The sequence below is a fragment of the Sphingomonas sandaracina genome, assembly GCF_036663695.1.
Taxonomy (GTDB): domain Bacteria; phylum Pseudomonadota; class Alphaproteobacteria; order Sphingomonadales; family Sphingomonadaceae; genus Sphingomonas.
In genome coordinates, this window is record NZ_JAXOJK010000011.1 from 1 (window position 1) to 22,892 (window position 22,892).

The following is a 22,892-nucleotide window of genomic DNA, read 5'->3' on the forward strand; positions in this document are numbered from 1 at the left end:
ATGGCGATCGACCCCACCGCGTCCACCTCATTCTCAATGGCTGGGCATGCAGGTGCAAATTCTCAAGAGCGGCAAACGGCAAATCGCCTGTTGTTTGCCAGGTGGTTCCTCTCGGAATCTATGTGTTAATTGATCCGACGAGGTCTTGGCAGAGCACAGCGCTCGTCGCTAACGCCTCTACAAAGATAGTCAGTCTTTTTGTGATCAAGAAGAACTTCTACCGCTGCATCAGCGATCCGCTTTGCAGTTTCCAGCGCAGCGGCCGGAGTAAGGATGAAATCAACGTCCGCCGGCCCTTGAACGTGAACGGTGAGACCTTCGGGGCTCGCGTCGCTCGGCTGGTCGTTGACCGACACGGATTGACGTTTCGTATGAGAATAGCTGGTAAGCCAGTCCCTTGCACGATCCATAGACGTGAATATTCGGGCGTTAGGATCTCGAATACGTCCAGCCTGAAGCTTGGCGAACCCGAGCAATGAGACCACGGCGGTTCTATCTGCCTGAAGCTGTCCAAGACGCTCGATCATCGAGCGCAGTGCCTCAGTGACATTATGATTTCTGACGACAGTATCTCTGATATCGACTATTAACGCTGTTGGCCGGCCGGAAATCTGCAGCAATGCAAGCTCTCTGCGAAACTCTGACTCGAAATCGTAAACCGTAGCGACCGTCCATAGTCCCGTTTGCGTGACGGTCAGCAGCGGTATTTCCGGCTCAAGCTGGAAACTAAACATTCGTCACGCTCCCAGTGCAAGCGGGAGCACTCCAGTGTCTCTCAGCCAACACGGTGTCGTCGTTAGTCGCGTTGATGACGTAGCGTTATATGACTGGAATTAACATTTGGTGAAGCGCCCTATCGGTGCAGCTTAAACGGTGGCGTAAAGTGTCCATCGATTATGCATCGTTCCTCGGCAGCGGTACGCCCGCGATAGTCTCTATTGGCACCTTGCGCAGCCATTTTGACTTTCCCGAAACTCCACCTCCATGAGGCCATTTCGGGAAAATGATTTCGGGAACAGATTCTGGGAAAAGCGCGGCACATGAGGAGCGGGGCTGACTGAACAACGCCAGTTATCCCACTAGCCCTTCCTTTCTGAGAAGGTAGAAGTTGCCTATCAGCAAGAATGAACTCCCGTCCCTCAGACCGTCAGAGCGACGACTACGAGTAGGGTGCCGAAGACACCGATCGGCACCAGATGGGAAAACTCACACCGACGCAGAATTGTCAGTGTCGCTGCGGCCATGATGATCGCGCCGAGGTATAATCCTGCGATACGGGTGTCCGGAAAGGCGATCAGGACCGCGACCGCGATTTCTAGCACGCCGGTCAAGCGGCACCACCATGCCGGGTAGCCCCATCGCACGAAGCTTTCCCGTTGCGCGGGCCTGGCGAGAGCATTGACAGCGCCAGCAGCGGCAAATGCCACGGCGCAAATACAGGTCAAGGCGAAGTGCAGCATGCGTTGGCTCGTATCCACACGAGCGAGGGATTGGCTGGTCGGGCGTCGCCTATCGGCTATTCACTGATCGGATACCAGGGAGCCTGGACGCCCTCGATCGTGATCCATTGCAGTTCGGTCAGCTCTTCGAGCCCGATCGCGCCGCCCGATCGGCCGTAGCCGCTGTCCTTGACGCCGCCGAAGGGGATTTGCGCTTCGTCATCCAGCGTCGTGCCGTTGATGTGCGACATGCCGGCATTCAGCCGCTTGGCAATATCCAGCGCCAGCGTCACATCGCGGCTGAAGATGGCCGATGACAGGCCGTAGGCGTTGTCGTTGGCAACGCGAAGCGCCTCCTCCGGGCCATCGACGATGACCACCGTGGCCATCGGACCGAACGACTCTTCCTGATAGGCACGCATAGCCGGCGTTACGCCGCTCAGCACAGTCGGAGCGAAGCACGGACCATCGGCTTGGCCCCCAGCAAGTAGTTCGGCTCCGCACGCGACAGCATCCTCAACCATCTCGGTCAGCCGCTTGATGGCGGCAGCGTTGATGACCGGACCCAAGACGGTCGCCACGTTGCGCGGATCGCCGTACACGATCGTCTTCGCTACCGCTGCAAGGCGTCGGCAGAACTCTTCCGCGATCGACCGGTCCACGATGATGCGTTCGGTCGAGAGGCAACCCTGGCCAGAGTTGGCGAACGAGCCGAAAGCCGCCGCACTCACGGCACGATCCAGATCGGCGTCGGCCAGGACGATGCACGGTGCCTTGCCGCCGAGTTCCAGCACGGTGCTCTTGAGGTGGCGCCCGGCCGTTTCCGCGATGATGCGCCCGACCCGCGTCGAGCCGGTGAAATGGACGCGGCGCACGTTGGGATGCGCGATCAGCGCCTCGACCACTTCGCCGGCATCGTCGGGCGCATTGGTGATGAGGTTGACGACGCCGGCCGGCAGGCCAGCGTCATCGAAGCAGGCCGCAACCAATCCGTGGGTGCGGGGCGTCTGCTCGGATGCCTTGACGACCACCGTGTTGCCGAGAACCAGGGCTGCCGGCACCGATGCGCCGACGAGTAGCGCAGGAGCATTCCATGGCACCAGGCTGACGACGACGCCGGCAGGCTTGCGAACCGCGATCATCGTGCGCGACGGGTTGTCGGAGGGGATAACCTCGCCTGTCAGGCCTTGGTACGCGGCCCCGGCGGCGAAACGCAGTTTTTCCGCCAGCACCTTCACATTGTATCCGCCCCAGGCGGCAGGGCCGCCCATCTCGGCAGTGATAGCTTCCGACAACTCCGCCGCTCGGGCCTCGACCGCATCGGCGACCGCAAGCATGTAGTGGCGCCGCTTGCCGGGCGGCAGCGCTGCCCAGCCGGCAAATGCATCCTGTGCCGCGCGGACCGCACGATCGACATCGGCCGTCGTTGCAGCAGCCGCACGGGTGGCGACGTGACCCGTGAACGGGTCGAGGGACTCGTACGTGTTCCCTTGTTCGGAGGGCACCCATCGTCCCCCGATAAACATGGTCTGTTCGGCGATGCTCATGATCAGTCCTTGTGCGGAAAGGCGACGCAGCGTTCAGGCGGCCGGGGCGGCCGTCAGACGGGCGGCGACTTCGGCGACCCGGATGCCGTAAAGACGTGCCGTCTCAAGGTCGCCGGCTGACATCTCCTCGGGTGCCGCATCGGCGTCACACTGTGCCATCGGCGCGATGTAGGAGCCCATCCGGTTAGGGTCGTCACGTTTCGACGCCTTCACATTGGCCGGCTTCATCGCGAGGCTGACCCACAAACCGCCATGCTGCCCGGCGAGCAGCACGAAATATTGCAGCGTGTTGAGCTTGTCGCCGTTGATGCTGGCGCTGTTGGTAAAGCCACCGAAGACTTTGTCCTTCCATGCCTCGGCGAACCACGGCTTGGATGAGGTGTCGGCGAACTTTTTGAACTGCCAGCTCGGGCCGCCCATGTAGGTCGGCGATCCGAAGATGATGGCGTCTGCGGCATCGAGCGTGTCCCACTCATGCTCCGGGATGTTGCCATCGGCGTCGATGGCGATGAGCGTTCCGCCGGCACCAAGGGCGACGGACTCGGCCATGCGCTTGGTGTGGCCGTAGCCCGAATGGTAGACGACGGCTGTCCTGGTGCTTGGCTGAGTCATATCGTTTCCTTGGAGCCTCACGATGTCCGTTTGGTGCCGCCGTACTTACGGCTGCGATTGTTCCTGATAAACGCCGTCAATTGGAACACATCGTTCCTCTGACCTGGTACAATCGAGAGCGTTGCTGATGCAGGACCTCAAACCGCTTCTGATCTTCACGCGGGTCGCTGACATGGGCAGCTTCACCCGTGCCGCCGACAGTCTCGGCATCCGCAAGGGACGTGCCTCGACGGCCGTCAGACTGCTTGAGGATGCGATCGGAGTAAGGCTGTTGCACCGGACGACCCGGAGCGTTCGGTTGACGGAAGATGGGCACGCCTTCCATGCGCGGGCCCGCGACCTGTTGGCCGAAGTCGATGACCTTCACTCGATGTTTGCCGGGGATCGCGTGACGCTGCGCGGGCGTCTCCGGGTCGATCTTCCGACCCAGATGGCGCAGACGGCGATCATACCCGCCTTGCCGGTATTCATGGCGGTACACCCTGAATTGGAGCTTGAGCTTTCAAGCACTGATCGCCAGGTCGATCTCGTTCAGGAGGGGTTTGACTGCGTCCTCCGGATCGGTCCGCTGGGCGACGAGACGCTAATCGCCCTTCCTGTTGGTCGGCTTCGAATGGTGAACGCCGCAAGTCCAAGTTATCTGGCGGAGCACGGCATTCCTCGAACGGTGGAAGACCTTGCACATAAGAACCATCGCACAATCCATTATAGCCGGATGCTGGGTGTCAAGCCTTACGGTTGGGAGTATCCGAGTGGCGATGGCAACGGCTATGCGGCAATGCCCTTGCCCGGCGCGCTGCACGTCAACAGCGTGCAGACCTATGAGGCGGCCGGTCTTGCCGGCCTTGGCCTGATCCAGGCAGCGGTGCTGGGTATACGCCAGCACCTCGATAGCGGGGCACTGATCGAGGTTTTGCCTGATTTCCGGCCCGAACCGCTCGAAATGGCTTTCGTCGTCGCCCACCGCAGCAATCTTTCGCGCCGTGTTCGGACCTTCATCAGCTGGACCAAGGACGTTTTGGCACCCTATCTGGATTGAGAGGGGAGCGATGGGTGCTGCCTGAGCGGCAGACCTTGCACTGTCCTCCGAGGAACCGGACCGGGGCCGATTCCCTGCGCTGGCCAATGTGCTTGCACACACGTACTCGTCGCCGCTCCGCTCGCTCGCCACACCGAAATTGACGGCTGACAAAGCTTGCATCGCAAGAGGCAAACACAGGATTGCGGTCAGAACCGCCGCCCCGCGTCGCACCCATTTGGCACGATTTTGCATGCCGCACAAATTGCCTGCCAATTCGAAGAAACTTCAAATGGCTTTGATCTGCATAATGTTACCCCGGAACTGATCTCGTGCATACGCGCGTCAGAGCACTCCCGTGCCGACAAAGCCGCCATATTCGAGCGATCTTCGCAATGTGCGACAGGGGCCCACCGGTCCATCGTTCGGTTCGGGACCGCAAGCAACCAAATCTACCTTGCGACCATCTTGCAAACGGTGACCATTCGCAGAAATGGGCGGATAACCTGACGCGAGAACTTCGGAAGCGTAACGTCAATTACAAACGGAGAAATTGGCAAGTCCCTGCAAGGTTGTGCATTATCGCCCGCGTGCGGGAAGTCACACCTGAGCCGTGGATTAACAGGCATCAATACAAAATATAAGCACTTCGGGATCGCGCTCACGTAGGAACGATGTTGTTCCATGGATCGCTATGCTCCCACAAACAACGCAAGTTTAGGCCGAGGCAGTCAGGCAATATGATCGCTCCGAACAGCTGAGCAGTTTCATCAAGCACGTGCCGAGGCCTGACCGTCCCTACCTGGTCCGATCCGATTGACCGATGGGTCGGGTATTCCATCACATTCAAAAGGACATACTGATGAGTGACAAGGTTCAGACTCCCGTTCCCGGCAACCCTGCGAGCAAGGGCGCCCCGGACGGCGTATCGGACTCGCCGCACGGCAACGGTGACGCCGAGGTCCACGGTCGCAGCGAGGGAGGCGAAAGTGGCGGTGGGGCCTATCCCAACCCTCATGCCGGCAAGACCGAGACGAACACAGGCTTCATGGCGCACGGTGGCCAGACCAACATTGCCTATCACGGCGGTGGGCAGGCGGGCGAAGACGGAGGAAATGCCGGTAACGGCGTTGCAGGGTCGGGCCGCGGTGACGGCACGACTATCGCTGCGGACCCGGATGCGGACCGCGTACCCCGTGAAATCGCAGCCGAAGATAGCAAGATCAACGTCGTCGAGACGTCGGGCATCGCCGAAGCCGAGGCTAGTGGGAAGATCGGTACCGATGCCGATTACGAGGAAGAGCAGAAGCAGCCCGGCGCGGGTTGAGGTTGGCGTATCGCGCGCCGCCTTTGCTTCTTCTTCGAACTAACATGCGTGTCTTCCTGCGACGAAGTCTCGTTCCCCCCTGGATAGACCCGTCATGATCGCTGCATTGCCCGACCCCTACATCCTCATTCTCACCGGCTTCGGCCTGCTTACCGCGCTGGTTGTCTGGTTACCGCTGGCGCTTCGTAAGCTGCCACTATCGTTGCCGATCGTTTGTATCGCGCTCGGCGCTGTGCTCTTTTCGTTGCCGCAGGTGACGCTCAGGCCGCTGCCGCTTCTCTACCCGGAGATCACCGAACGCTTCACCGAGTTCGTCGTGATCATCGCGCTCATGGGCGCTGGCCTGAAGATCGACCGGGTGTTCAGGTGGCGGGACTGGGCGGTTACCTGGCGGCTGTTGGCGATCACGATGCCGCTGGGCATTCTGGCCATCACGGCGGTGACGTCATGGGGAATGGGACTGCCATGGGCGATCGCTCTGCTGCTTGCTGCCAGCCTGGCCCCCACGGATCCTGTCCTGGCGGCCGACATTCAGGTCGGGCCGCCCAAGAGCGAGGATGAAGACGAGGTACGGTTCGGGCTGACGTCTGAAGCCGGCCTCAATGATGGCTTCGCATTTCCGTTCGTCCACCTTGCCATTATGCTGGCAGCCACAACCGCAGCAGGGAGCAGCAAGCCGTGGTTAGGGGAGTGGCTGACTTACCGGGTGTTATGGGAGATCGGTGCAGGCGTCGGTGCCGGCTGGCTGATCGGCCGCGCCTTTGGCTGGCTGACCTTTCACGTCCCGGCGCAAACCAAGCTTGTCCAGACCGGTGATGGTCTGATCGCGCTGGCTGCGACCTGCATTTCCTACGGCGTTACGGAAATAATCCACTGCTACGGTTTCCTCGCCGTGTTCGTCACTGCACTGACGTTTCGAGGAACGCACCGAACGCATGACTTTCATCACGACATGCACGATGTCACCGAGCAGATCGAACGCCTGGCAATGATGGTGTTGCTGCTGCTGTTTGGCGGCGCGTTGGTTAGCGGGCTCCTGGCTTCGGTTTCGCTGACAGATGCGCTGATAGCGCTGCTGATCCTGCTGGTCATCCGCCCGATTAGTGGCATGATCGGCTTGGCCGGCCATCGGGCTGACCGCTCGGAAAAACTGACGCTGGCCTTCTTCGGCATCCGCGGCGTCGGATCGATCTATTACCTGGCCTATGGTCTGAACCACATTCACGTCGATGCGGCCGAACGTCTGTGGGGCCTTCTCGGACTGGTCGTACTGTTTTCGATCGTTCTGCACGGCCTCACCGTGACGCCAATCATGCGTTTGCTCGATCAGCAACACGGCCGAGATCCAGACAAAGACGCGCCCCCCGCCGTGGGAGCGTGAGGCAACTCTGTATCTGGGACCGTATCAAACTGATGTGTAACCGCCTGGGAAACGTACGCTAAGCATCCTGGCGCTGCTGGTGGAGACGTAGTGGCCTGAACCGTTCGCGGGTTTGTCCATCTCACTCTACAGATAGTCGCCGGTGAGGCCGATGTGTTCCCAGCCCAGCGGCGCGACATGGGCGAGCAGTTCGTCGGGCACCTCGACACCGCTGCCGCGCAGATGCCGGACGGCACCGTCGAGATAAATGGTGTTCCAAAGGGTGACGGCTGCGGTGAGCAGAGTCAGCCCGGATGCACTATGACGCTGGTTCTCGAACGTGCGGCGCGGTCTCGCGATATCAAAGCGGAGTTGAGACAAGAACAGCGTCAGTGACGGCACCTTTTGATACCCGATCGAGTTCGCATCTGCCCAGAATGCGTTTTCGGACGCTCTGGGACGTTTTTTGAACAACCAAGAAGCCAGCGGGTAAAGGTTACCGCCTGATGCGTTGAGCTATGCGAAACCAGAAACCAATCAGGATGACAACGTGACTACAGAAGCGCCAAAGGGGCAGGAGTGGCAACAAGAGCACCTTCGTCGTGCCATCAGGGCAGCAGGTGTGGCCCCTTGGGCATGGAACGTTGAAACCGATCTCTTGACCATGGATGCTCACGGCTTTGAGCTATGGGGAATGCCCTGGAGTGACACCGTAAAATTCGAGGACTTGTCGGCCCATATTCACCCCGCGGACCGCGATCGTGTCCGGGCAGCGTTTGCGGCGACGCGGGCACTCGTTGGCGATTACGAGCATGATTTTCGTATACTGGTCGGTGATGAGGTTCGGTGGATCTCCGCGCGAGGGAAAGGCGAAGATGTCGGGATCGTCGGCTGTACGATGTTCGGGATTTTCCTCGACGTTACCGCACGAAAACAGGCCGAGGAGGGCAACGAGCTTTTGGCCGGTGAAATGAGCCACCGGGTCAAGAACCTCCTTGCCATCGCGTCGGGGCTGACCGCCATTACATCTCGATCGGCAACCAGTTCAGAGGAGATGGCACGCGAGCTGACAGGCCGTCTGACTGCGCTGGGACGAGCCCACGACCTGGTCCGCCCCACGTCCGCTGGCGAAGCAGCTGCCGCGCTTCTTGGGGATGTGCTGTCGATCCTGCTTGCCCCCTATGACGATCTTGGAGCTTTCAAAGGACGAATCCGAGTCGGGGTGGAGCGCACAGCCGTAGGGGAGGCTGCGGCAACAGCGATCGCGCTTGTCTTCCACGAGCTTGCAACCAATTCCATGAAGTATGGTGCGCTGTCGGAGCCGACCGGCACGCTTGACGTTACCAGCGCTTCAGAACCTGATCAGATCGTCCTGACCTGGGTGGAAAGAGGTGGCCCTACCGTCAAAAAACCCGATAATCCAACCGGGTTTGGTAGCCAGTTGATCAAGCGTAGCGTGTTCAGCCAGTTGGGCGGATCGATCGACTACGACTGGTCGAAGAACGGATTAATCGTAACGCTTCGCATCAAGCGGACACGATTATCTTCATAAAAACGATTAATTTCGTATCAGTGCTGCAGCTCGAGCGAGGCTGACGAATGTCTGCGCGCGCTTGACTCGGTGACGAGGACGTCGAGCCGGCGAACAGGTGAAATGGCTAAATAAAATTCGACGTTGGAGCAGCGGACCGCGTCAGACGTTTCGCTCCCCATTGGCAACTTCGTCAATGCAAAGAGTTTATGACCGATGCCGCTTTCAACAGTCCCGTACGCCATCGTCGTCGAAGACGATCCGATCATCATGATGGAAACGTCGTACATCCTCGAGAATGCCGGCTTTCGGGTCCACGAAAGCTTCGACGGTGACGAGGCGATCGTCCATCTAGAAGAGCACTGTGTTGCTCTTTTCTGACGTCGATATGCCAGGGACGGTAAACGGGTTTGCTCTCGCGCGACATGTTGCAGAGCACTGGCCAACAATCGAAATCGTAATTGCTTCAGGTCATGCCTCCCCTAAAGAAGGAGACATGCCGAATAAGGCAACGTTCATTACAAAGCCCTTCCACCAACGGATGGTTCACGACCACCTAAACAAAATCCTGCCAGATGATAAAAAACCTGATCCATTGAGAAAAGCGGTTTAGCCCATCGAAACCAATATATTGCAGACCCGGGCGGTTCAACCCGCCTTAATAGCCGAAGGCGCCAAACGCGCTTGGAGCAACTTCCCAAACGCAGCAGCAGGACAAAGTAAAATGCCCCACTGCAGTGGGCAGCGGGGCTCTTCGAGAATCAGCTAGCAGGGGGCGGCAACTCGCGGGTAGAGTAATATCCACGCCCATAAAGTTCTGTTCGAGACAATCGGCTAAAATGCCCTGCCGATCTTTAAACCAGCAGGACGTTGCGAGCCTTCACCGCCCCAGAGGTGAGTTATGTTTCGAGCCAATTTAGAAGCCGGTCGGCTAATCTATTCCCCCGGCGTCGCAGGACATGACAATATCATACAGGCGCCAGGCCGACGCCGTACGCTCGCCTATTGCAAAGCCGATCATGAAGGTGGTGCCGTGCACGCTCGCACTATCATCGCCCGCCCGCCGCATCGACCAATTCCCAAACGGCCGTGACATCACTGCGCGATCCAATAGCACCTCGATGCCTGTGTGCCGGCGATCGGTCCGGATGCGATCCATGGTGAATCCAACTTCGTTGGATTCACCATGGATTACCTGTGCAAAGCTTTCACCGTCCGCCCATAGCATACCCGTTACCTCGACCTCGGTATTTCACCGGGTCGATGATGAGACGATCTTTTCTATCTCCCTTAGATCGGCCACAATCGTTAGTCGGCTGATATAGATCACGCGACGTATTATACGGTCTAAACGGCCGAACCAAAGATCCGTCCCGCGGATTAACATCGTCAACGGTCAAAGGGGTACGTCGTACTTTTATCCAGTCGTCGATTCATTTTTGGGACGCTCACATTATAATCAGCTATCACGTTGGTATGTCACGATACTTCTTTAATCTCCACGAGCGTGGCCGTGTCTTGATAGACAGCGAAGGGGTGGAAATGCCCAACGCCTACGCGGCGCGAGCGAACGCAGTTCACGAAGCCCGCCAAATCATGGCCGACGAGGTTTCGCACGGGCGGCTTTGCCTCGCTTGTCACATTGAGGTGCAGGATGAAGCTCGGAATGCGGTGCTGGTGGTCGCCTTTGCAGACGCAATCATCGTCTCAGGCCGCTTACCAACTAACTGAGCGACCCGAAGCCACGACCAATGTCATTCCTCGCGCCTGCGCAGTGCACTCGGCATAGCGTTCTATACCCTGCTTTCAATTATGAGCGTGGGTGATGACCTGCGAAGGCAACTGGGTCAGAAATGACTGATCGCCTGGGCGTGTAGATAGCTTGGATCGAAATCGGCGATCCGGACGAGAGCATCCTGGTCGAGCACCCTGACTTCGCCCCGATGTATCTCAAGTACCTTGTCAGCCAGCAACTGTCGGACAACCCGGTTAACATGGATCGCTGTCAGTCCGAGTACTTCGGCAATATCAGGTTGTGTCAAAGGCATATTGAACTGGCCTTCATTCACCGCGTCGATATTTTTCATTCTTTCCCGAAGCTCGCAGATAAGATGGGCAACACGCTCCCGCGCGCTTCGCACGCCAAGGCTGACGATCCAACTCCGTAACACGCCTTCGTCGACGAGTGTTGCCCACCAGAGGGCGTGCAGGATCGTTGGCCGTGTTCGTGTCAGCTTATCAAACTGGGCACGGTCGACATAGGCAAAGGTCGTAGCCGATAGGGAGGCAATCGAATGGTCCATCTTGTCGAGCATGCCAACGTGCAAGTCGCAAAAATCGCCAGGAAGTAGCAAAGCCGTGATTTGGCGTTTGCCGTTCTTCAGAATCTTGTACCGGCACGCCCACCCTTTGAGGATCAGATGAACCCGGTCCGGTCGATCACCGTCGCGGATGATATCGCGTCGGACGCCAACCTGCCGAACCTCACGACACATCGCCTGAAGCGCTATGCGATCATCAGGGGAAAGCGTTATCACGCGCGACAGCTTTGCAATTAGCGGGTTCTCACCCTCGAACGTGCCCATTCTGCTCGTCGGACTCGAGCGGAGCACGGGAGAGCTGGCGTCTGGTTTGCGTTCGACGGTATCGGAACGCGGCTCCAGATCGTCCAGCACCGAGGCGAGGTGCGCGACGATAAATGGCTTATCGCGATGCACGCTCATATCGAGCAGGTCGGACAATTTTGTCCGAACATGATCCAGCTTTTGATGGGCAGGCTCTATCATAGTTTACATCCCAAGCTGCGCCGAGGCGTTGCGCGTCTGAGGTCATTATGAAGGATCCTGATTTTAATTAGGTAACATAAATCAACATTATCAGTTGAGCCATGTCAGTCATCGTCTCTAGTCGCTGGGATCATTACCGGAACTCTAATGTCGACTCGAAGACCGCGCCCATTCGCACCAGAGGCGCGAGTAAAAGCCGCCCCGGCAACGGCACAAAGCTGTTCGATTAATCCGCTACCTTCACCGGTTGAGGAACTGCCACTCAGACCCACGCCCTCGTCCTCCACTGTCAAGTGAATGTTCGATTCATCAGTTTGCAGGCGAACGCCGATCACCCCTCCGATGTTAGATGGGTATGCGTATTTTAACGCGTTGATGATCAGTTCGCTGCACAAGAGGATGAGAACCCGCCGGACGGACGGCGCGACCAAGATTGACGGTACGTCGAGCCTGACCGAAACACCGCGCGTTTTGCCAAATATGTCCGTCAGGCGAGTGGCGATTTCAGTAAGCAATGCAGTACATGGGACCTGATGCGAACCGTCATCCGCTTCAGAAAGAACATCATAGGCGCGTGCAAGGCTTCTGACCTGTGCGGAGGTTTCGGGCCGCAACCACCGTCGGGACGGATGATCTGCAACAGCTGCAAGCGATATGGCCATTTGTGAGAGGTTTTTGGCCCGGTGAATGGCATCGGCATGCCATAAACGGGAGGTTTCACGACGTGAATTCTGGACAGCATCCTTAGATCCCGGTGTTTGCGAGAATAGCTCGAGCAATCCGGATGTTGACGGCATCAAAGACGAATGCCGTCGAACGGTAGGCTGTGAAGTCGGTTGTCCGCTCATGTCCGCCCCTGACGAGAGCGTACAAATCCACCTGCGCGTTACGCAGAGACGTACGCCTGATGGGCAGCTTTAAAGTGATTTTGATTAGCTATTATTCGTGTATGTTAATAAGAGAGCTGATTAAGTCTACTTCGTTTTAACAGGTTATAACGCTAGTTGTGGACGGCTCGCCGACGGTTCGTCAACAAACTCCGATGCATCCGCGGTTTGGTATTAGCCAATGTCGTGGCTGAGGCTGTGCAGAATGGCCGATAGAACAACGGTGGTCTGGTCCGTCGGATCTTCGCGCTCACCCCGGTCAGCAGCAAGCTCTTCATTGGCATCGATCGCTACGGTAATGACGTCGAGGACATCTTCGACTCTGAGGGCGGATCGCTCGATCAAAGTATGAAGCAGGCTCTCAACGAGCAGTAGCGCCGCTCGACCATGGGGGTCCCAGAGGTCCAACTTTGGAAAAGGAATGATGGCGTTGTTATCGTTTATCTGTTGGGTCATTAGACCGCTCCACATGGCGGATGTTCACAATCGTCAGATACGGTTTGCCCGACGATCAAGACGACCTAACAGATTCTTAAAAGCGATCCTGCACTGAGGTTAACTTTCGTCTATAACCACAGACAATATCGCATTTATCGCTCGTGTGGGAAAAGGCCGGATGGCAAACCGCTTCACGGATAAATTATGTGGTTATGCCACGTTGGACAGCGACGACGTCGCCCTACTTTCTGACGCCACCTCCCGGTCGAGAAAATTCGCTGCAAAACACGACTTGATACGGGAAGGGGATCGGCCTGGCCCGGTCCTCGTCATGCTCGAAGGCTGGGCATGTCGGTACAAAGTTTTGCCAAGCGGCACACGTCAAGTGCTTGCGTTTCTCATGCCAGGCGATGCCTGTGACCTGCATATCGGCCTGCTGGCGGAGATGGATCACAGTATCCAGACCATTACCCCTGCTCGCGTTGCCACCATTGAACGAATTCAGATGGATACGTTGATGGACGAACGCCGCAACATAGCACGATCGATGTATATCGCTCAGCTGATCGACGAGGGTACGATGCGAGCCTGGATTACCAGTATGGGTAGGCGGACAAGCTCAGAGCGTGTCGCTCACCTCATGTGCGAGCTGTATCTGCGCGCCCGAAACATCGGCCTGACCGAGGAGACGACCCTGTCCCTCCCAATCTCGCAGGTCTTGTTGGCTGATGCACTGGGCATGACAAGCGTACACATCAACCGTGTATTGAAGGAATTGCGACTCGCTGGTGCTATGGAGCTCCGCCGCGGCAGTCTCGACATCGTCGATCCCGGCATGCTCGTAAGGATTGCGGGCTTCGATGAAGGCTACCTCCATCGCAAAATCCGCGTCCAAAAATAATCAGACCGGCGTCTGAGATCTTTCCGCCATTATATTGATCCGCAGCTGGAGCAGTTGCGTTTCGACAAGATGCAACGGATGAGCGATCGCGGCGACGAGGAGGGTATTACCTTCCTCGATCATCATATTCATCGCCTGATTTAACGCGTTCAAACTATCGGTATACCGTTCCATAGTCGCTCTCCTTGAGCGGCCTGACATGCGCGTAATAGCAGAGTTCATATTACCCTATGTTAAGTTAAGTAATTTCTTAGACGGAACCACGTGTAATAGACGTATGTTTTCGATTCGTACCAATATGACAATGGTCGATAGAATTTGGCGATATCTAGACATTAATCAGTAACCAATGCAATCAACCCGCATTGTCGGCGTGACCTAAGTGTAAGTAGCGGCTGCTGAAATCCGCCACCTCGACCAAACGGTCCCAGTTGGGAAATTTCAGAATCCGTTTGTCTTTCACAACTAAGCCGTCTTCAACAAGAGATCGCAGGGTTCGATTGACATGCACTGGTGTAAGCCCAACCGCATCCCCCAGTTCCTCCTGCGTCATCGGCAATTCATATCCCTGGCCAGGCGGTAGGCCGGGTACGTCCAGCCGGACTGCGAGTTCACAAAGCAGATGGGCAACGCGTGTACGCGCATCGCGTCTGCCAACGTTGAGCATCGATTCCCGGTATCTGGCTGCTTCCAGCAAGGTATAGGTAAACAGAGCGGCCCCAACCGTGGGATATCGTAAAGCGAGCTCGCGCAATGCCTTCGTTGAGATGGCCGCGATATTACATCGCGTTAGCGTCTGAATATTATGGTCTGCGGTATCGATATACAGATGATGTAAACCGAGCACGTCGCCTGGCGTGTGAGTCGAGACTATCTGCCGAAGGCCCTCGCCACTGAATTTTTGGCGGACAACAAATCCGGCAAGAATAACCCGGCATTGATCCGACATGTCGCCTTCACGAACTAGATAGCTTCCTGCGTCGAAAGTCCGGACCGAGTACGGCAAACCAAACAAGGCCGCCCGGTCTTCAGCATCGAACGTCGTATGCGCGGCAAAAGCGTCGACCATATCCTTGAGAGGATGGATGACGGGTTCTGACAATTTGGTTCTCCTGCAAAATGCAGAGCCCGATCGCGTGCACTTCAAATCAAAGGCTGAAAACAGCTATCAAGCTAACGTAGTACGTTTTTATAATTAAAATAGGTCAATGTCCAATATTAATATATTAGTTTGCGTTAGCATAGGAGTGGGCGCTGATAAGTCGTTTGCGCTTTGTAGCGGCGATCGGAACGGTTCCGGTAACGACCGTATTATGACACACCCCAATCGGGTCGACCGTCTCAGAAACAGGGGTCATAAAGAAATCCTGCTACCTCACGTTTCCGCGGATGCATGATGTACAGTAAATGAATTACCTGCGTAAGCTATCGTTAGAGGCACCTAGTTAATTGGCTATCGTTATTTAATTACATTCACAGTGGAATACCGGATTGGCAACATTCTAGCTCAACGGGATCATGGGCGCAGGTCACGTCAACCTCGTCACGATGATCGATCGAGAGCATGCGCAATCGCTCCTGATTTCCCATACGGCTGACGGCATCAACTTCCATGAGTCGCTGATAGGCTCGTAAACCCGGTGTACAACGGCGCCGCGCTTCGCGCATTTCGCCGCGGTAGAAATATGCGTCTCCAGCATGCAACAGCCAACGACCGTCGTCGCGGCGCACGGCAACGCCGGCATGGCCCCATGTATGCCCTGGCAACGGCACCAGCAGAAGCTCAGGTGGCAACCCTTCAAGATCGCGGACTGCGTCAAAGCCAAACCACGGCTCCCCGCGGGCCCCATATTGACGCCAGTTCGCAACGTCGTTCAGTTGCCTCGATCGCCATCGGTTGCGTGCGACAATGCCAACATGCAACCCGGTCGCGTCATCATACTCTCGTGCCATGACGTGGATAAGCGCGTTGGGGAAATCCTCCAGACCGCCGGCATGATCGAAGTCGAGATGCGTTGCCACGATGTGCCTTACGTCCGACGAGTGGAAGCCCAAGGCTTCGATCTGCCGGATCGCCGTATCGCTTTCCCGCAGGCGAATGTTGAGCATCATACGCCAAGGTAGTGTGATGCGGGGTTCCGGCCGTCGATGGGGATGGGCGACGTCACGCAGTCCATAACCCGTATCGACAAGTACCAAGCCGTGCGCGTCGGTCTCGATCAACAGGCAGTGGCATACGAGATGTCCCAACAGCCCGCTGCTTCGTCCGTCAAAGAGCGACCCGCCCAAGGGGCAGTCGCTACCACAATTGAGATGATGAATGCGCAACGGCTGTTACTCCTCTGTAACACCGATCAAAATCTGTGGCCTATCAGACGGTACGAACTGGTCCGACGGTTTTGGTTTTGGCTGGAATAGGAGGTATGTGACATAGGACACCGCCGCAGCGACGGCGACCTTCTTGGCCAACCCTTTCTTATTGTGTTGCCACTCTGCACGAATGCCCATCTCGGCCGGGATGTTTGGAACGTGACCGACCGCGAGATCCTCGACGACCCCTTCGACCACGCCAACTCTGTCAGCGCCCATCAACAAGAGCCAGTGCAACCAGTCGGACTCGCTGCGTCGGAAGGCATACCGACGTATTGCCCCGCTAAGCCCACTGGGCGGCGTTGACGTGCCGACGACGGCAGGCAAACGGTTGTGCTCGATCGACATGAGTATCTCGATATCGGGCGCCTGCTGGTCCGGTCGCGGCCAGGTCAGGCCCCGGGTCGCCTGATCGTCGATGTGCCGCATTGGGTAGGTCGGATCGTTGCGCGGATCGGCATCGACGCCCCATCCGGGGATCGCAGACGTATCGGTGAGTGCAGTGTTCATGGTCGGGTCCTTCACGCGCCGTTGGGCAACAGGACGGGCTTTATGCAGCCGTCGAGTTTCGCCGAAAATATGTGATAGGCGTCGGCGATATCGGCGAGCGGGACGCGGTGGGTGATCATCGCCTTGGGGTTGATGCGTCCCGCCTGGATGTGGTCGATAAGTCGCGGCAGCAGACGCTTTACCGACGCCTGGTTCGCCCGGATCGTGATGCCCTTGTTCACGACATTGCCCATCGGCACGATATTGCCAGTGGGGCCGTACACGCCAACGATGGAAACGATGCCGCCCTTCTTGACTGAGTTGATCGCCCAGTGGAGCGCGATCGCATTGCCGGCCTCGAGCTTCAGCTTGGTACCCAACAACGTCTGGATCGCGCTACCTGCGGCATCACCCCCGACCGCATCGATGCAGACGTCGGCGCCCAAGGAGTCCGTCTGCTTCTTCAGGAAGACTGCCATGTCGTCGATCTCGCGGAAATTATAGACCTCCGCCGGACAGAACTCGCGCGCGAAGTCGAGGCGGTACTCGATATGGTCGATCACGATCACGCGGCCCGCGCCGAACAGCCAAGCGGACTTGGCTGCCATCAGGCCGACCGGTCCTGCACCGAACACGACTACCGTATCGCCTCGCTGTATGCCGCCCATTTCGGCGGCCTGATACCCCGTCGGCACGACATCGGTCAGCAAGACGGCGTCGTCGGGATCCAGCCAGTCCGGTATGATCATCGGACCGACATCGGCGTAAGGCACGCGGACATATTGCGCCTGCCCGCCGTCATAGCCGCCCGCGGTATGCGAATAGCCGAAGATGCCACCGACCGCGGTCGCCTGCGCATTCGACTCATGGCAATTGCCGAACAGGCCCTGCTGGCAGAAATGGCATTTCCCGCACGCGATGTTGAACGGCACCAGGACATGGTCGCCCACCTTCAGGTTGCGGACCTCTGGTCCAACCTGTTCAACGATGCCACAAAATTCATGACCGAAGGTCATGCCCACGCGCGTGTCGGGCACCATCCCGTGATACAGATGCAGGTCGGAGCCGCAGATGCACGACCGGGTGACGCGCACGATCGCGTCTTCGGGATGAAGAATGGTTGGCATCGGCTTTTCGTCGATGCGGACGCGGTACGGTCCGCGGTAATTCATCGCGAGCATCGGTCTAATCCTTCAAATGATAGGCAAAGGTTTGTGAGTGATCGTGTCCGACGGTGAGAGCCTGTTGGATGTCGGATCGGCGGCCAGCCTGCAGAATGGCGAGACGACCTCACCGGTCGACCTCTCCGAACACGATGTCGATAGAACCGAGTACGGCAGTGACGTCGGCAAGCATGTGCCCCCTGGTCATCATGTCCATCGCCTGCAGATGACTGAAGCCAGTCGACCTGATCTTGCAGCGGTACGCCTTGTTGCTGCCGTCACTGACCAGATATACACCAAATTCGCCTTTCGGGCTCTCGGTGGCAACGTAAACGTCACCTGCGGGAACATGAAAGCCCTCCGTATACAGTTTGAAGTGATGAATGAGCGCCTCCATCGAAGATTTCATTTCCGCACGCTTGGGCGGTGTCACCTTGCGGTCAAGGCTACCGGTTGGACCATCCGGCATCTCAGCCAAACACTGCTTCATGATACGTGCGGACTGCCGGACCTCTTCGACACGGACCATGAAACGATCATAGCAGTCGCCGTTGGTCCCAATCGGAACGTCGAACGCCATTTTGGCGTACACGTCATAAGGCTGCGACCGCCTCAGATCCCACGCGATCCCAGAGCCTCGTAAAACGGGGCCAGAAAAACCCCAGCGAACCGCGTCGTCCTTGGTCACTACGCCGATATCGACGTTGCGCTGCTTAAACACGCGATTGTCAGCAACGAGGCTGATCGCATCCTCGAACAGGCGGGGAAGGCGGGTGTCCAGCCAGTCGGCAATATCGGTCAGGAGTTTAAGCGTTACGTCCTGCCGCACGCCGCCCGGACGGAAAAAATTAGCGTGCATCCGGGATCCCGATGCGCGTTCGTAGAAACCCATGGTATCTTCACGTAACTCGAAGAGCCAGAGGTTCGGCGTCATCGCGCCAACGTCCATGATGTGACTGCCAAGATTGAGCAGATGATTCATGATCCGCGTCAGCTCGGCAAAAAACACGCGAAGATATTGCGCGCGGACCGGAACCTCGAGATCGAGCAGCTTCTCGATTGCCAGCACGTAAGTGTGCTCCATGCACATTGGCGAGCAGTAATCGAGTCGATCAAAATACGGGATGGTTTGTAGGTACGGTTTCGTCTCGATGAACTTTTCAGTTCCACGATGAAGGAAGCCGATATGCGGGTCGACGCGTTCGACGATCTCGCCATCGAGCTCAAGTACCAAACGTAACACACCATGAGCAGCAGGATGCTGCGGACCAAAATTCACCGTGTAGTTCGTGATCTGTAGATCACCAATTTCTTCGTCTGAACTCATGTCGTCGGTAGCACGCATCCCTACAAGCTCCAGCATAACCAATGGGATGAGACGGGTTCTATCGCGAGATACTACAGGTCTAAAAGACTAAAAAAATATTATCAGTTTGATCTCGCCAACATGTGACTCAGGATTAACGGCCATCGATGCCGATAGTTGCCATCCTCGATAAGATGATAGCCGGTAAACTTACTAACATGTATTAGTAAGATGCTATTTTGAGGAAACCGGTATGAAAATATACGTTTAAGACGGGTCGTCAGCTAGGCGATATCTAGCAAAAGCTCGGAGCGTATCATGTATTATCATGACAATAAGCTGCAGTACCCGGTTCAGGTGTCAAATCCCGACCCAGCGTTCGCGCGCATGCTCCAACAGGCGATCGGCGGTGTCGAGGGCGAGATCCGCGTCTGCATGCAGTATTTTTTTCAGGCCTGGGGCAACCGTGCGCCGACGACGAAGTATCGCGACATGCTGTTGCACACCGCGACTGAGGAGATCGGCCATATCGAGATGCTGGCGACGGCCGTTGCGCTCAATCTCGACAAGGCGCCTGCCGCGCTGCAGGAAGAGGGCGTGAAGGACAGCATCGTCGGTGCCGTCATGGGCGGCGAGAATCCGCGCCAGAGCATCGAAGGCATCATCCACAAGAACCTGTTGTCGGCGGGTCTTGCGGCGATGCCGATGGATTCCGACGGCGTGCCGTTCAACATGAGCCACATCTACGCAAGCGGTAACATCGCTGCCGACATGTACTGCAACGTCGCTGCCGAAAGCACCGGTCGTGTGCTCGCAGTGCGTCTCTTCAACGCCACGCAGGACGAGGGCATGAAGAAGATGCTGCATTACATGATCGCGCGCGACACGATGCATCAGCAGCAGTGGCTCGCTGTGATCGAGGAACTGGGTGCCGAAGCGGTCAACCTGCCGGTTCCCAACAGCTTCCCGCAGGACATGGAAGACCAGCAAAACAACTACAACTTCTATGCGACCTCGGTCGACGGGACGTTCCCGGAGGGTCGCTGGACGTCGGGTCCGTCGATGGACGGCAAGGGCGAATTCACCGTGTTCCGTAACGAACCGCTGGGCGACGTACCGGTCCTTGGACCTGCGCGTCCCGACAGTGGTGCGCAGAACCAGCAGATCGGGTGAGCTTTCGAGAGGGGGCAGCGATGTCCCCTCTCGATACGCCGACCGGATATCGGATCTCGTGAGTTGGGGAGTATCATGCCCAAAGACGCGCCTAAAGATCTACGTCATGACAAACGCCTGACGCGCATTACGGCGGCCGTCATGATCGCCATCGTGACCATGGTCGTGATCGCCTTTGTCGGCCTGAATCTGCACGATGTAAAGAAATCGACAGATAGCAACACTGGGAGTGTCCTCGAACGGGAATAGAAGCCATCCTAGGACATGCGTTTTAAACTCGGCAAACATGCCGATCAGCAGCGGATGTAAAACACTCAATGGCAACGGAAACGCTAAACCCTGAGACAGATGCTGTCAGTCCCTATGTACTCGCCGTACGCCAGGTCGTGGAAGGCGAGGGCACGACGAAGATTACTAAGTTTCAACTTGGCGAACTCACTGTAGATGTGTGCTCGTCTGCAGACTCTGTCTGGGCGATCATTCGCCGATCGGGGCAGGGGGGCATTGCACTCAGGGCTGTGCATCTTGGAGCGCCCTTCACGTGCCGATCTTTGAAGACGCAGCCCGGCGAAACGTCACGCGTGAGCGTGGTCAGTTCCGTTGGTCGCTACATCCTCGTGTTTCGTGCCGGGACAAGCGCGCTGGAGAACCTGCGCATGACGGTGCACTTGACCCCCGATGCAGACACGCTGATCCCGTTCATGCCGCGCGATCTCTATCCACTTGATGCCAAGGGCGATCCGCTCGGGGCAAGCGGGACAATCGAGGCGGAGCAGCGTAAGCTCAATGCCGGTGTCCTGTATTTCCGGATGGACGAACCCGCTTTTGGCAGCGTGCTCTATTTCCAGAACCTCACTGCGATGAACGATTATTATCGCGCGACCAAAACGACGCCGGACGGCGCAGTTGGCGGGGTGTGGCCCGAGCTCGGCTATCTGCTACCCACGCCGCCGCAGACCGGGACCCCGCCGACCGAGGCGCTCGCGGCCGGTGTCGAGGTTACGCTGTCCGACGCGATCCTGGTATTCCGTCACGACGCGCCCCCGCACGAGCGCGAGTCCGCACGGCGGTTCCTGCAGATGCTGGGGGTCGCGTATCAACTGATCGAATTGCCGCACATCGAGTATCACGACTGGGTCGATCGCGCGGAGAGGACCCTGCGCGATCTCGATCAGGCGCCCGAGGCGACGATCGAGCATTACGGCAGCCGCTATATCCACCCCTACACGAACGCCGAATATCCCGACATCATGGTCCAGATGTCGATCGTCGCCTCGATCCACGCCTGGGGCAAATGGTCGGGCACGCCGCATCCGCTGGAGGCGGAGTTCAAGGCGGGGTTGGAAAAATTCTACGATCCCAAGCTAAAGTCCCTGCGGCGCTATCTCCCCAATGTCGGGGACGACAAGGATGCCGATGCGGTCGACAGTTGGTATCTCTACCACCCGATGCTCAATCTCGGCGTCCTCGCGCTCGACGGCGACGAGGACGCGAAGGCGCTGCTGCTGAAGTCGCTCGATTTCGGGATCGAGGCGGCGCGCCACTTCGCGTATAAATGGCCGGTCCAGTACAAGGTTACCGATTTCAGCATCATAACCGAGGTCGCAGGCGCGGACGGCCGCGGGCAGACCGACGTCGGCGGCATCTACGCATGGGTCATGTTGCAGGCGTTCGAACTGACCGACGACAAACGTTACCTCGACGAGGCGCGCAACGCGATCGACGCGGCGATGGGGCTGCGCTTCAACGTCAATTACCAAGCGAACCTGACCGCGTGGGGCGCAGCGGCCTGCATGCGACTGTGGCGGATCACGAACAAGCCGGTCTATGTCGAGCAGAGCTACGTGTATCTCGCCAGCTTCTTTCACAATTGCGAAATCTGGGAGAGCGAGATCGAACTCGCAGTGCACTACCGCAATTTCCTCGGCGTGACCTGTCTGCAAGATGCGCCGTACATGGCGATCTACGAGTGCTTCGATTCCTTCTCGGCGTTCGAGCGCTATTTGGCCGATAGCGGCCCCGATCTCGAACCCGCCGCGCGGATGCTGATCTCGGAGTTTTGCAAATACGCGCTCGATCGCGCATGGTATTATTACCCCGATGCGCTGCCTCCCGAAGTGCTGTCGCCCAAGCAACGCGAGACCAACGGCCATATCGACCGCAAGCTCTCGTTTCCCCTGGAGGACCTGTACCCCGACGGCCAGCTTGCCGGGCAGGTCGGACAGGAGGTCTATGGTGCCGGCGCCGCGTTCATCTTTGCGACGCACAGCGTACACCCCGTCGAGGGAGCACCGTTCCGGCTGTATTGCGACCACTTTGTGCGCGCGATGGAGCGGACCGGCGACCGCGCGTTGACGCTCAAGCTGGATGGCGGCGAGACCTGTACCGCGCATTTGAGCGTGGTGCGATTGGCGCGACGCAAGCTCGGCAAGGTCACGGTGACGGCGGTCAGCGGCGACGTCCTGCGACCCTATGAAACCTCCAATGACCGCGTGGCCTATCATGTGCCCGCGAGCGGTCGTCTCATCCTGAACTGGGAATAGGC

General features: G+C 57.7%; 23 protein-coding genes and 2 pseudogenes. 10 read left to right on the forward strand and 15 right to left on the reverse strand.

What is annotated here, in order from left to right; translation table 11 throughout:
• Positions 1 to 125: 125 nt before the first annotated feature.
• The 4 genes from U1707_RS18535 to U1707_RS18550 form a co-directional block, all read right to left on the reverse strand.
• Positions 126 to 734, reverse strand: coding sequence for a hypothetical protein (locus U1707_RS18535; protein WP_332801539.1), 609 nt, complete (start codon positions 732 to 734; stop codon positions 126 to 128).
• 405 nt (positions 735 to 1,139) lie between these two features.
• Complete coding sequence (locus U1707_RS18540; RefSeq protein ID WP_332801540.1) at positions 1,140 to 1,460, reverse strand: DoxX family protein; 321 nt, start codon at positions 1,458 to 1,460, stop codon at positions 1,140 to 1,142.
• A 56-nt stretch (positions 1,461 to 1,516) separates the two neighbouring features.
• A complete protein-coding gene (locus U1707_RS18545) occupies positions 1,517 to 2,986 on the reverse strand; it encodes an aldehyde dehydrogenase (protein WP_332801541.1) in 1,470 nt (489 codons plus the stop codon).
• 33 nt (positions 2,987 to 3,019) lie between these two features.
• A complete protein-coding gene (locus tag U1707_RS18550) occupies positions 3,020 to 3,598 on the reverse strand; it encodes a flavodoxin family protein (protein WP_332801542.1) in 579 nt (192 codons plus the stop codon).
• Positions 3,599 to 3,725: 127 nt separating this feature from the next.
• On the opposite strand from U1707_RS18550, the gene U1707_RS18555 reads away from it, so the two are divergent.
• The 3 genes from U1707_RS18555 (at position 3,726) to U1707_RS18565 (ending at position 7,324) form a co-directional block, all read left to right on the forward strand.
• Positions 3,726 to 4,637 carry a LysR family transcriptional regulator gene (locus tag U1707_RS18555; RefSeq protein ID WP_332801543.1) on the forward strand — a complete coding sequence of 304 codons (912 nt, stop codon included), beginning with the start codon at positions 3,726 to 3,728 and terminating at the stop codon, positions 4,635 to 4,637.
• An 841-nt stretch (positions 4,638 to 5,478) separates the two neighbouring features.
• Positions 5,479 to 5,943: a hypothetical protein gene (locus U1707_RS18560; RefSeq protein WP_332801544.1), complete on the forward strand. Its 465-nt coding sequence runs from the start codon at positions 5,479 to 5,481 to the stop codon at positions 5,941 to 5,943.
• Positions 5,944 to 6,037: 94 nt separating this feature from the next.
• Positions 6,038 to 7,324, forward strand: coding sequence for a cation:proton antiporter (locus U1707_RS18565; RefSeq protein ID WP_332801545.1), 1,287 nt, complete (start codon positions 6,038 to 6,040; stop codon positions 7,322 to 7,324).
• 58 nt (positions 7,325 to 7,382) lie between these two features.
• Here the strand turns inward: U1707_RS18565 and U1707_RS18570 are convergent.
• A pseudogene (locus U1707_RS18570) lies at positions 7,383 to 7,648 on the reverse strand (Tn3 family transposase); the annotation flags it as partial.
• Between the two features lie 205 nt (positions 7,649 to 7,853).
• On the opposite strand from U1707_RS18570, the gene U1707_RS18575 reads away from it, so the two are divergent.
• On the forward strand, positions 7,854 to 8,855 hold the full coding sequence (locus U1707_RS18575) for a sensor histidine kinase (protein ID WP_332801546.1): 1,002 nt from the start codon (positions 7,854 to 7,856) through the stop codon (positions 8,853 to 8,855).
• 195 nt (positions 8,856 to 9,050) lie between these two features.
• On the forward strand, positions 9,051 to 9,215 hold the full coding sequence (locus tag U1707_RS18580; RefSeq protein ID WP_332801547.1) for a response regulator transcription factor: 165 nt from the start codon (positions 9,051 to 9,053) through the stop codon (positions 9,213 to 9,215).
• A gap of 550 nt (positions 9,216 to 9,765) precedes the next feature.
• Here U1707_RS18580 and U1707_RS19090 read toward each other — a convergent pair.
• A pseudogene (locus U1707_RS19090) lies at positions 9,766 to 10,074 on the reverse strand (BLUF domain-containing protein); the annotation flags it as partial.
• Positions 10,075 to 10,310: 236 nt separating this feature from the next.
• Here U1707_RS19090 and U1707_RS18585 point away from each other — a divergent pair.
• A complete protein-coding gene (locus U1707_RS18585; RefSeq protein WP_443025734.1) occupies positions 10,311 to 10,565 on the forward strand; it encodes a DUF6894 family protein in 255 nt (84 codons plus the stop codon).
• 116 nt (positions 10,566 to 10,681) lie between these two features.
• Here U1707_RS18585 and U1707_RS18590 read toward each other — a convergent pair whose 3' ends face one another.
• From U1707_RS18590 to U1707_RS18600, 3 genes are all read right to left on the reverse strand, one after another.
• Complete coding sequence (locus tag U1707_RS18590) at positions 10,682 to 11,620, reverse strand: Crp/Fnr family transcriptional regulator (RefSeq protein WP_332801549.1); 939 nt, start codon at positions 11,618 to 11,620, stop codon at positions 10,682 to 10,684.
• A gap of 104 nt (positions 11,621 to 11,724) precedes the next feature.
• Positions 11,725 to 12,468, reverse strand: coding sequence for a sensor histidine kinase family protein (locus tag U1707_RS18595; protein WP_332801550.1), 744 nt, complete (start codon positions 12,466 to 12,468; stop codon positions 11,725 to 11,727).
• A gap of 213 nt (positions 12,469 to 12,681) precedes the next feature.
• Positions 12,682 to 12,963: a hypothetical protein gene (locus tag U1707_RS18600; RefSeq protein ID WP_332801551.1), complete on the reverse strand. Its 282-nt coding sequence runs from the start codon at positions 12,961 to 12,963 to the stop codon at positions 12,682 to 12,684.
• A gap of 160 nt (positions 12,964 to 13,123) precedes the next feature.
• Between U1707_RS18600 and U1707_RS18605 the strand changes: the two genes are divergently transcribed.
• Positions 13,124 to 13,846 carry a Crp/Fnr family transcriptional regulator gene (locus U1707_RS18605; protein ID WP_332801552.1) on the forward strand — a complete coding sequence of 241 codons (723 nt, stop codon included), beginning with the start codon at positions 13,124 to 13,126 and terminating at the stop codon, positions 13,844 to 13,846.
• Here U1707_RS18605 and U1707_RS18610 read toward each other — a convergent pair whose 3' ends face one another.
• The 6 genes from U1707_RS18610 to U1707_RS18635 all read right to left on the reverse strand — a co-directional run bounded on the left by U1707_RS18610 (position 13,847) and on the right by U1707_RS18635 (position 19,213).
• On the reverse strand, positions 13,847 to 14,020 hold the full coding sequence (locus U1707_RS18610; protein ID WP_332801553.1) for a hypothetical protein: 174 nt from the start codon (positions 14,018 to 14,020) through the stop codon (positions 13,847 to 13,849).
• Positions 14,021 to 14,201: 181 nt separating this feature from the next.
• Positions 14,202 to 14,948, reverse strand: a complete 747-nt coding sequence (locus U1707_RS18615; RefSeq protein WP_332801554.1) for a Crp/Fnr family transcriptional regulator — start codon at positions 14,946 to 14,948, stop codon at positions 14,202 to 14,204.
• Positions 14,949 to 15,319: 371 nt separating this feature from the next.
• Complete coding sequence (locus U1707_RS18620; RefSeq protein ID WP_332801555.1) at positions 15,320 to 16,174, reverse strand: MBL fold metallo-hydrolase; 855 nt, start codon at positions 16,172 to 16,174, stop codon at positions 15,320 to 15,322.
• Positions 16,175 to 16,180: 6 nt separating this feature from the next.
• Complete coding sequence (locus U1707_RS18625) at positions 16,181 to 16,726, reverse strand: hypothetical protein (protein WP_332801556.1); 546 nt, start codon at positions 16,724 to 16,726, stop codon at positions 16,181 to 16,183.
• A gap of 11 nt (positions 16,727 to 16,737) precedes the next feature.
• Positions 16,738 to 17,886, reverse strand: coding sequence for a zinc-dependent alcohol dehydrogenase (locus U1707_RS18630; RefSeq protein WP_332801557.1), 1,149 nt, complete (start codon positions 17,884 to 17,886; stop codon positions 16,738 to 16,740).
• Between the two features lie 109 nt (positions 17,887 to 17,995).
• Positions 17,996 to 19,213 carry an NADH-quinone oxidoreductase subunit D gene (locus U1707_RS18635; protein ID WP_332801558.1) on the reverse strand — a complete coding sequence of 406 codons (1,218 nt, stop codon included), beginning with the start codon at positions 19,211 to 19,213 and terminating at the stop codon, positions 17,996 to 17,998.
• Between the two features lie 279 nt (positions 19,214 to 19,492).
• Here U1707_RS18635 and U1707_RS18640 point away from each other — a divergent pair, with 279 nt between their 5' ends.
• The 3 genes from U1707_RS18640 (at position 19,493) to U1707_RS18650 (ending at position 22,890) form a co-directional block, all read left to right on the forward strand.
• The gene (locus U1707_RS18640) at positions 19,493 to 20,347 is read left to right on the forward strand and encodes a manganese catalase family protein (RefSeq protein ID WP_332801559.1); all 855 of its coding nucleotides are present in this window, start codon (positions 19,493 to 19,495) and stop codon (positions 20,345 to 20,347) included.
• Positions 20,348 to 20,422: 75 nt separating this feature from the next.
• Complete coding sequence (locus U1707_RS18645; protein ID WP_332801560.1) at positions 20,423 to 20,596, forward strand: hypothetical protein; 174 nt, start codon at positions 20,423 to 20,425, stop codon at positions 20,594 to 20,596.
• A 338-nt stretch (positions 20,597 to 20,934) separates the two neighbouring features.
• Positions 20,935 to 22,890 carry a hypothetical protein gene (locus tag U1707_RS18650; protein ID WP_332801561.1) on the forward strand — a complete coding sequence of 652 codons (1,956 nt, stop codon included), beginning with the start codon at positions 20,935 to 20,937 and terminating at the stop codon, positions 22,888 to 22,890.
• The last annotated feature ends 2 nt before the right edge of the window (positions 22,891 to 22,892 follow it).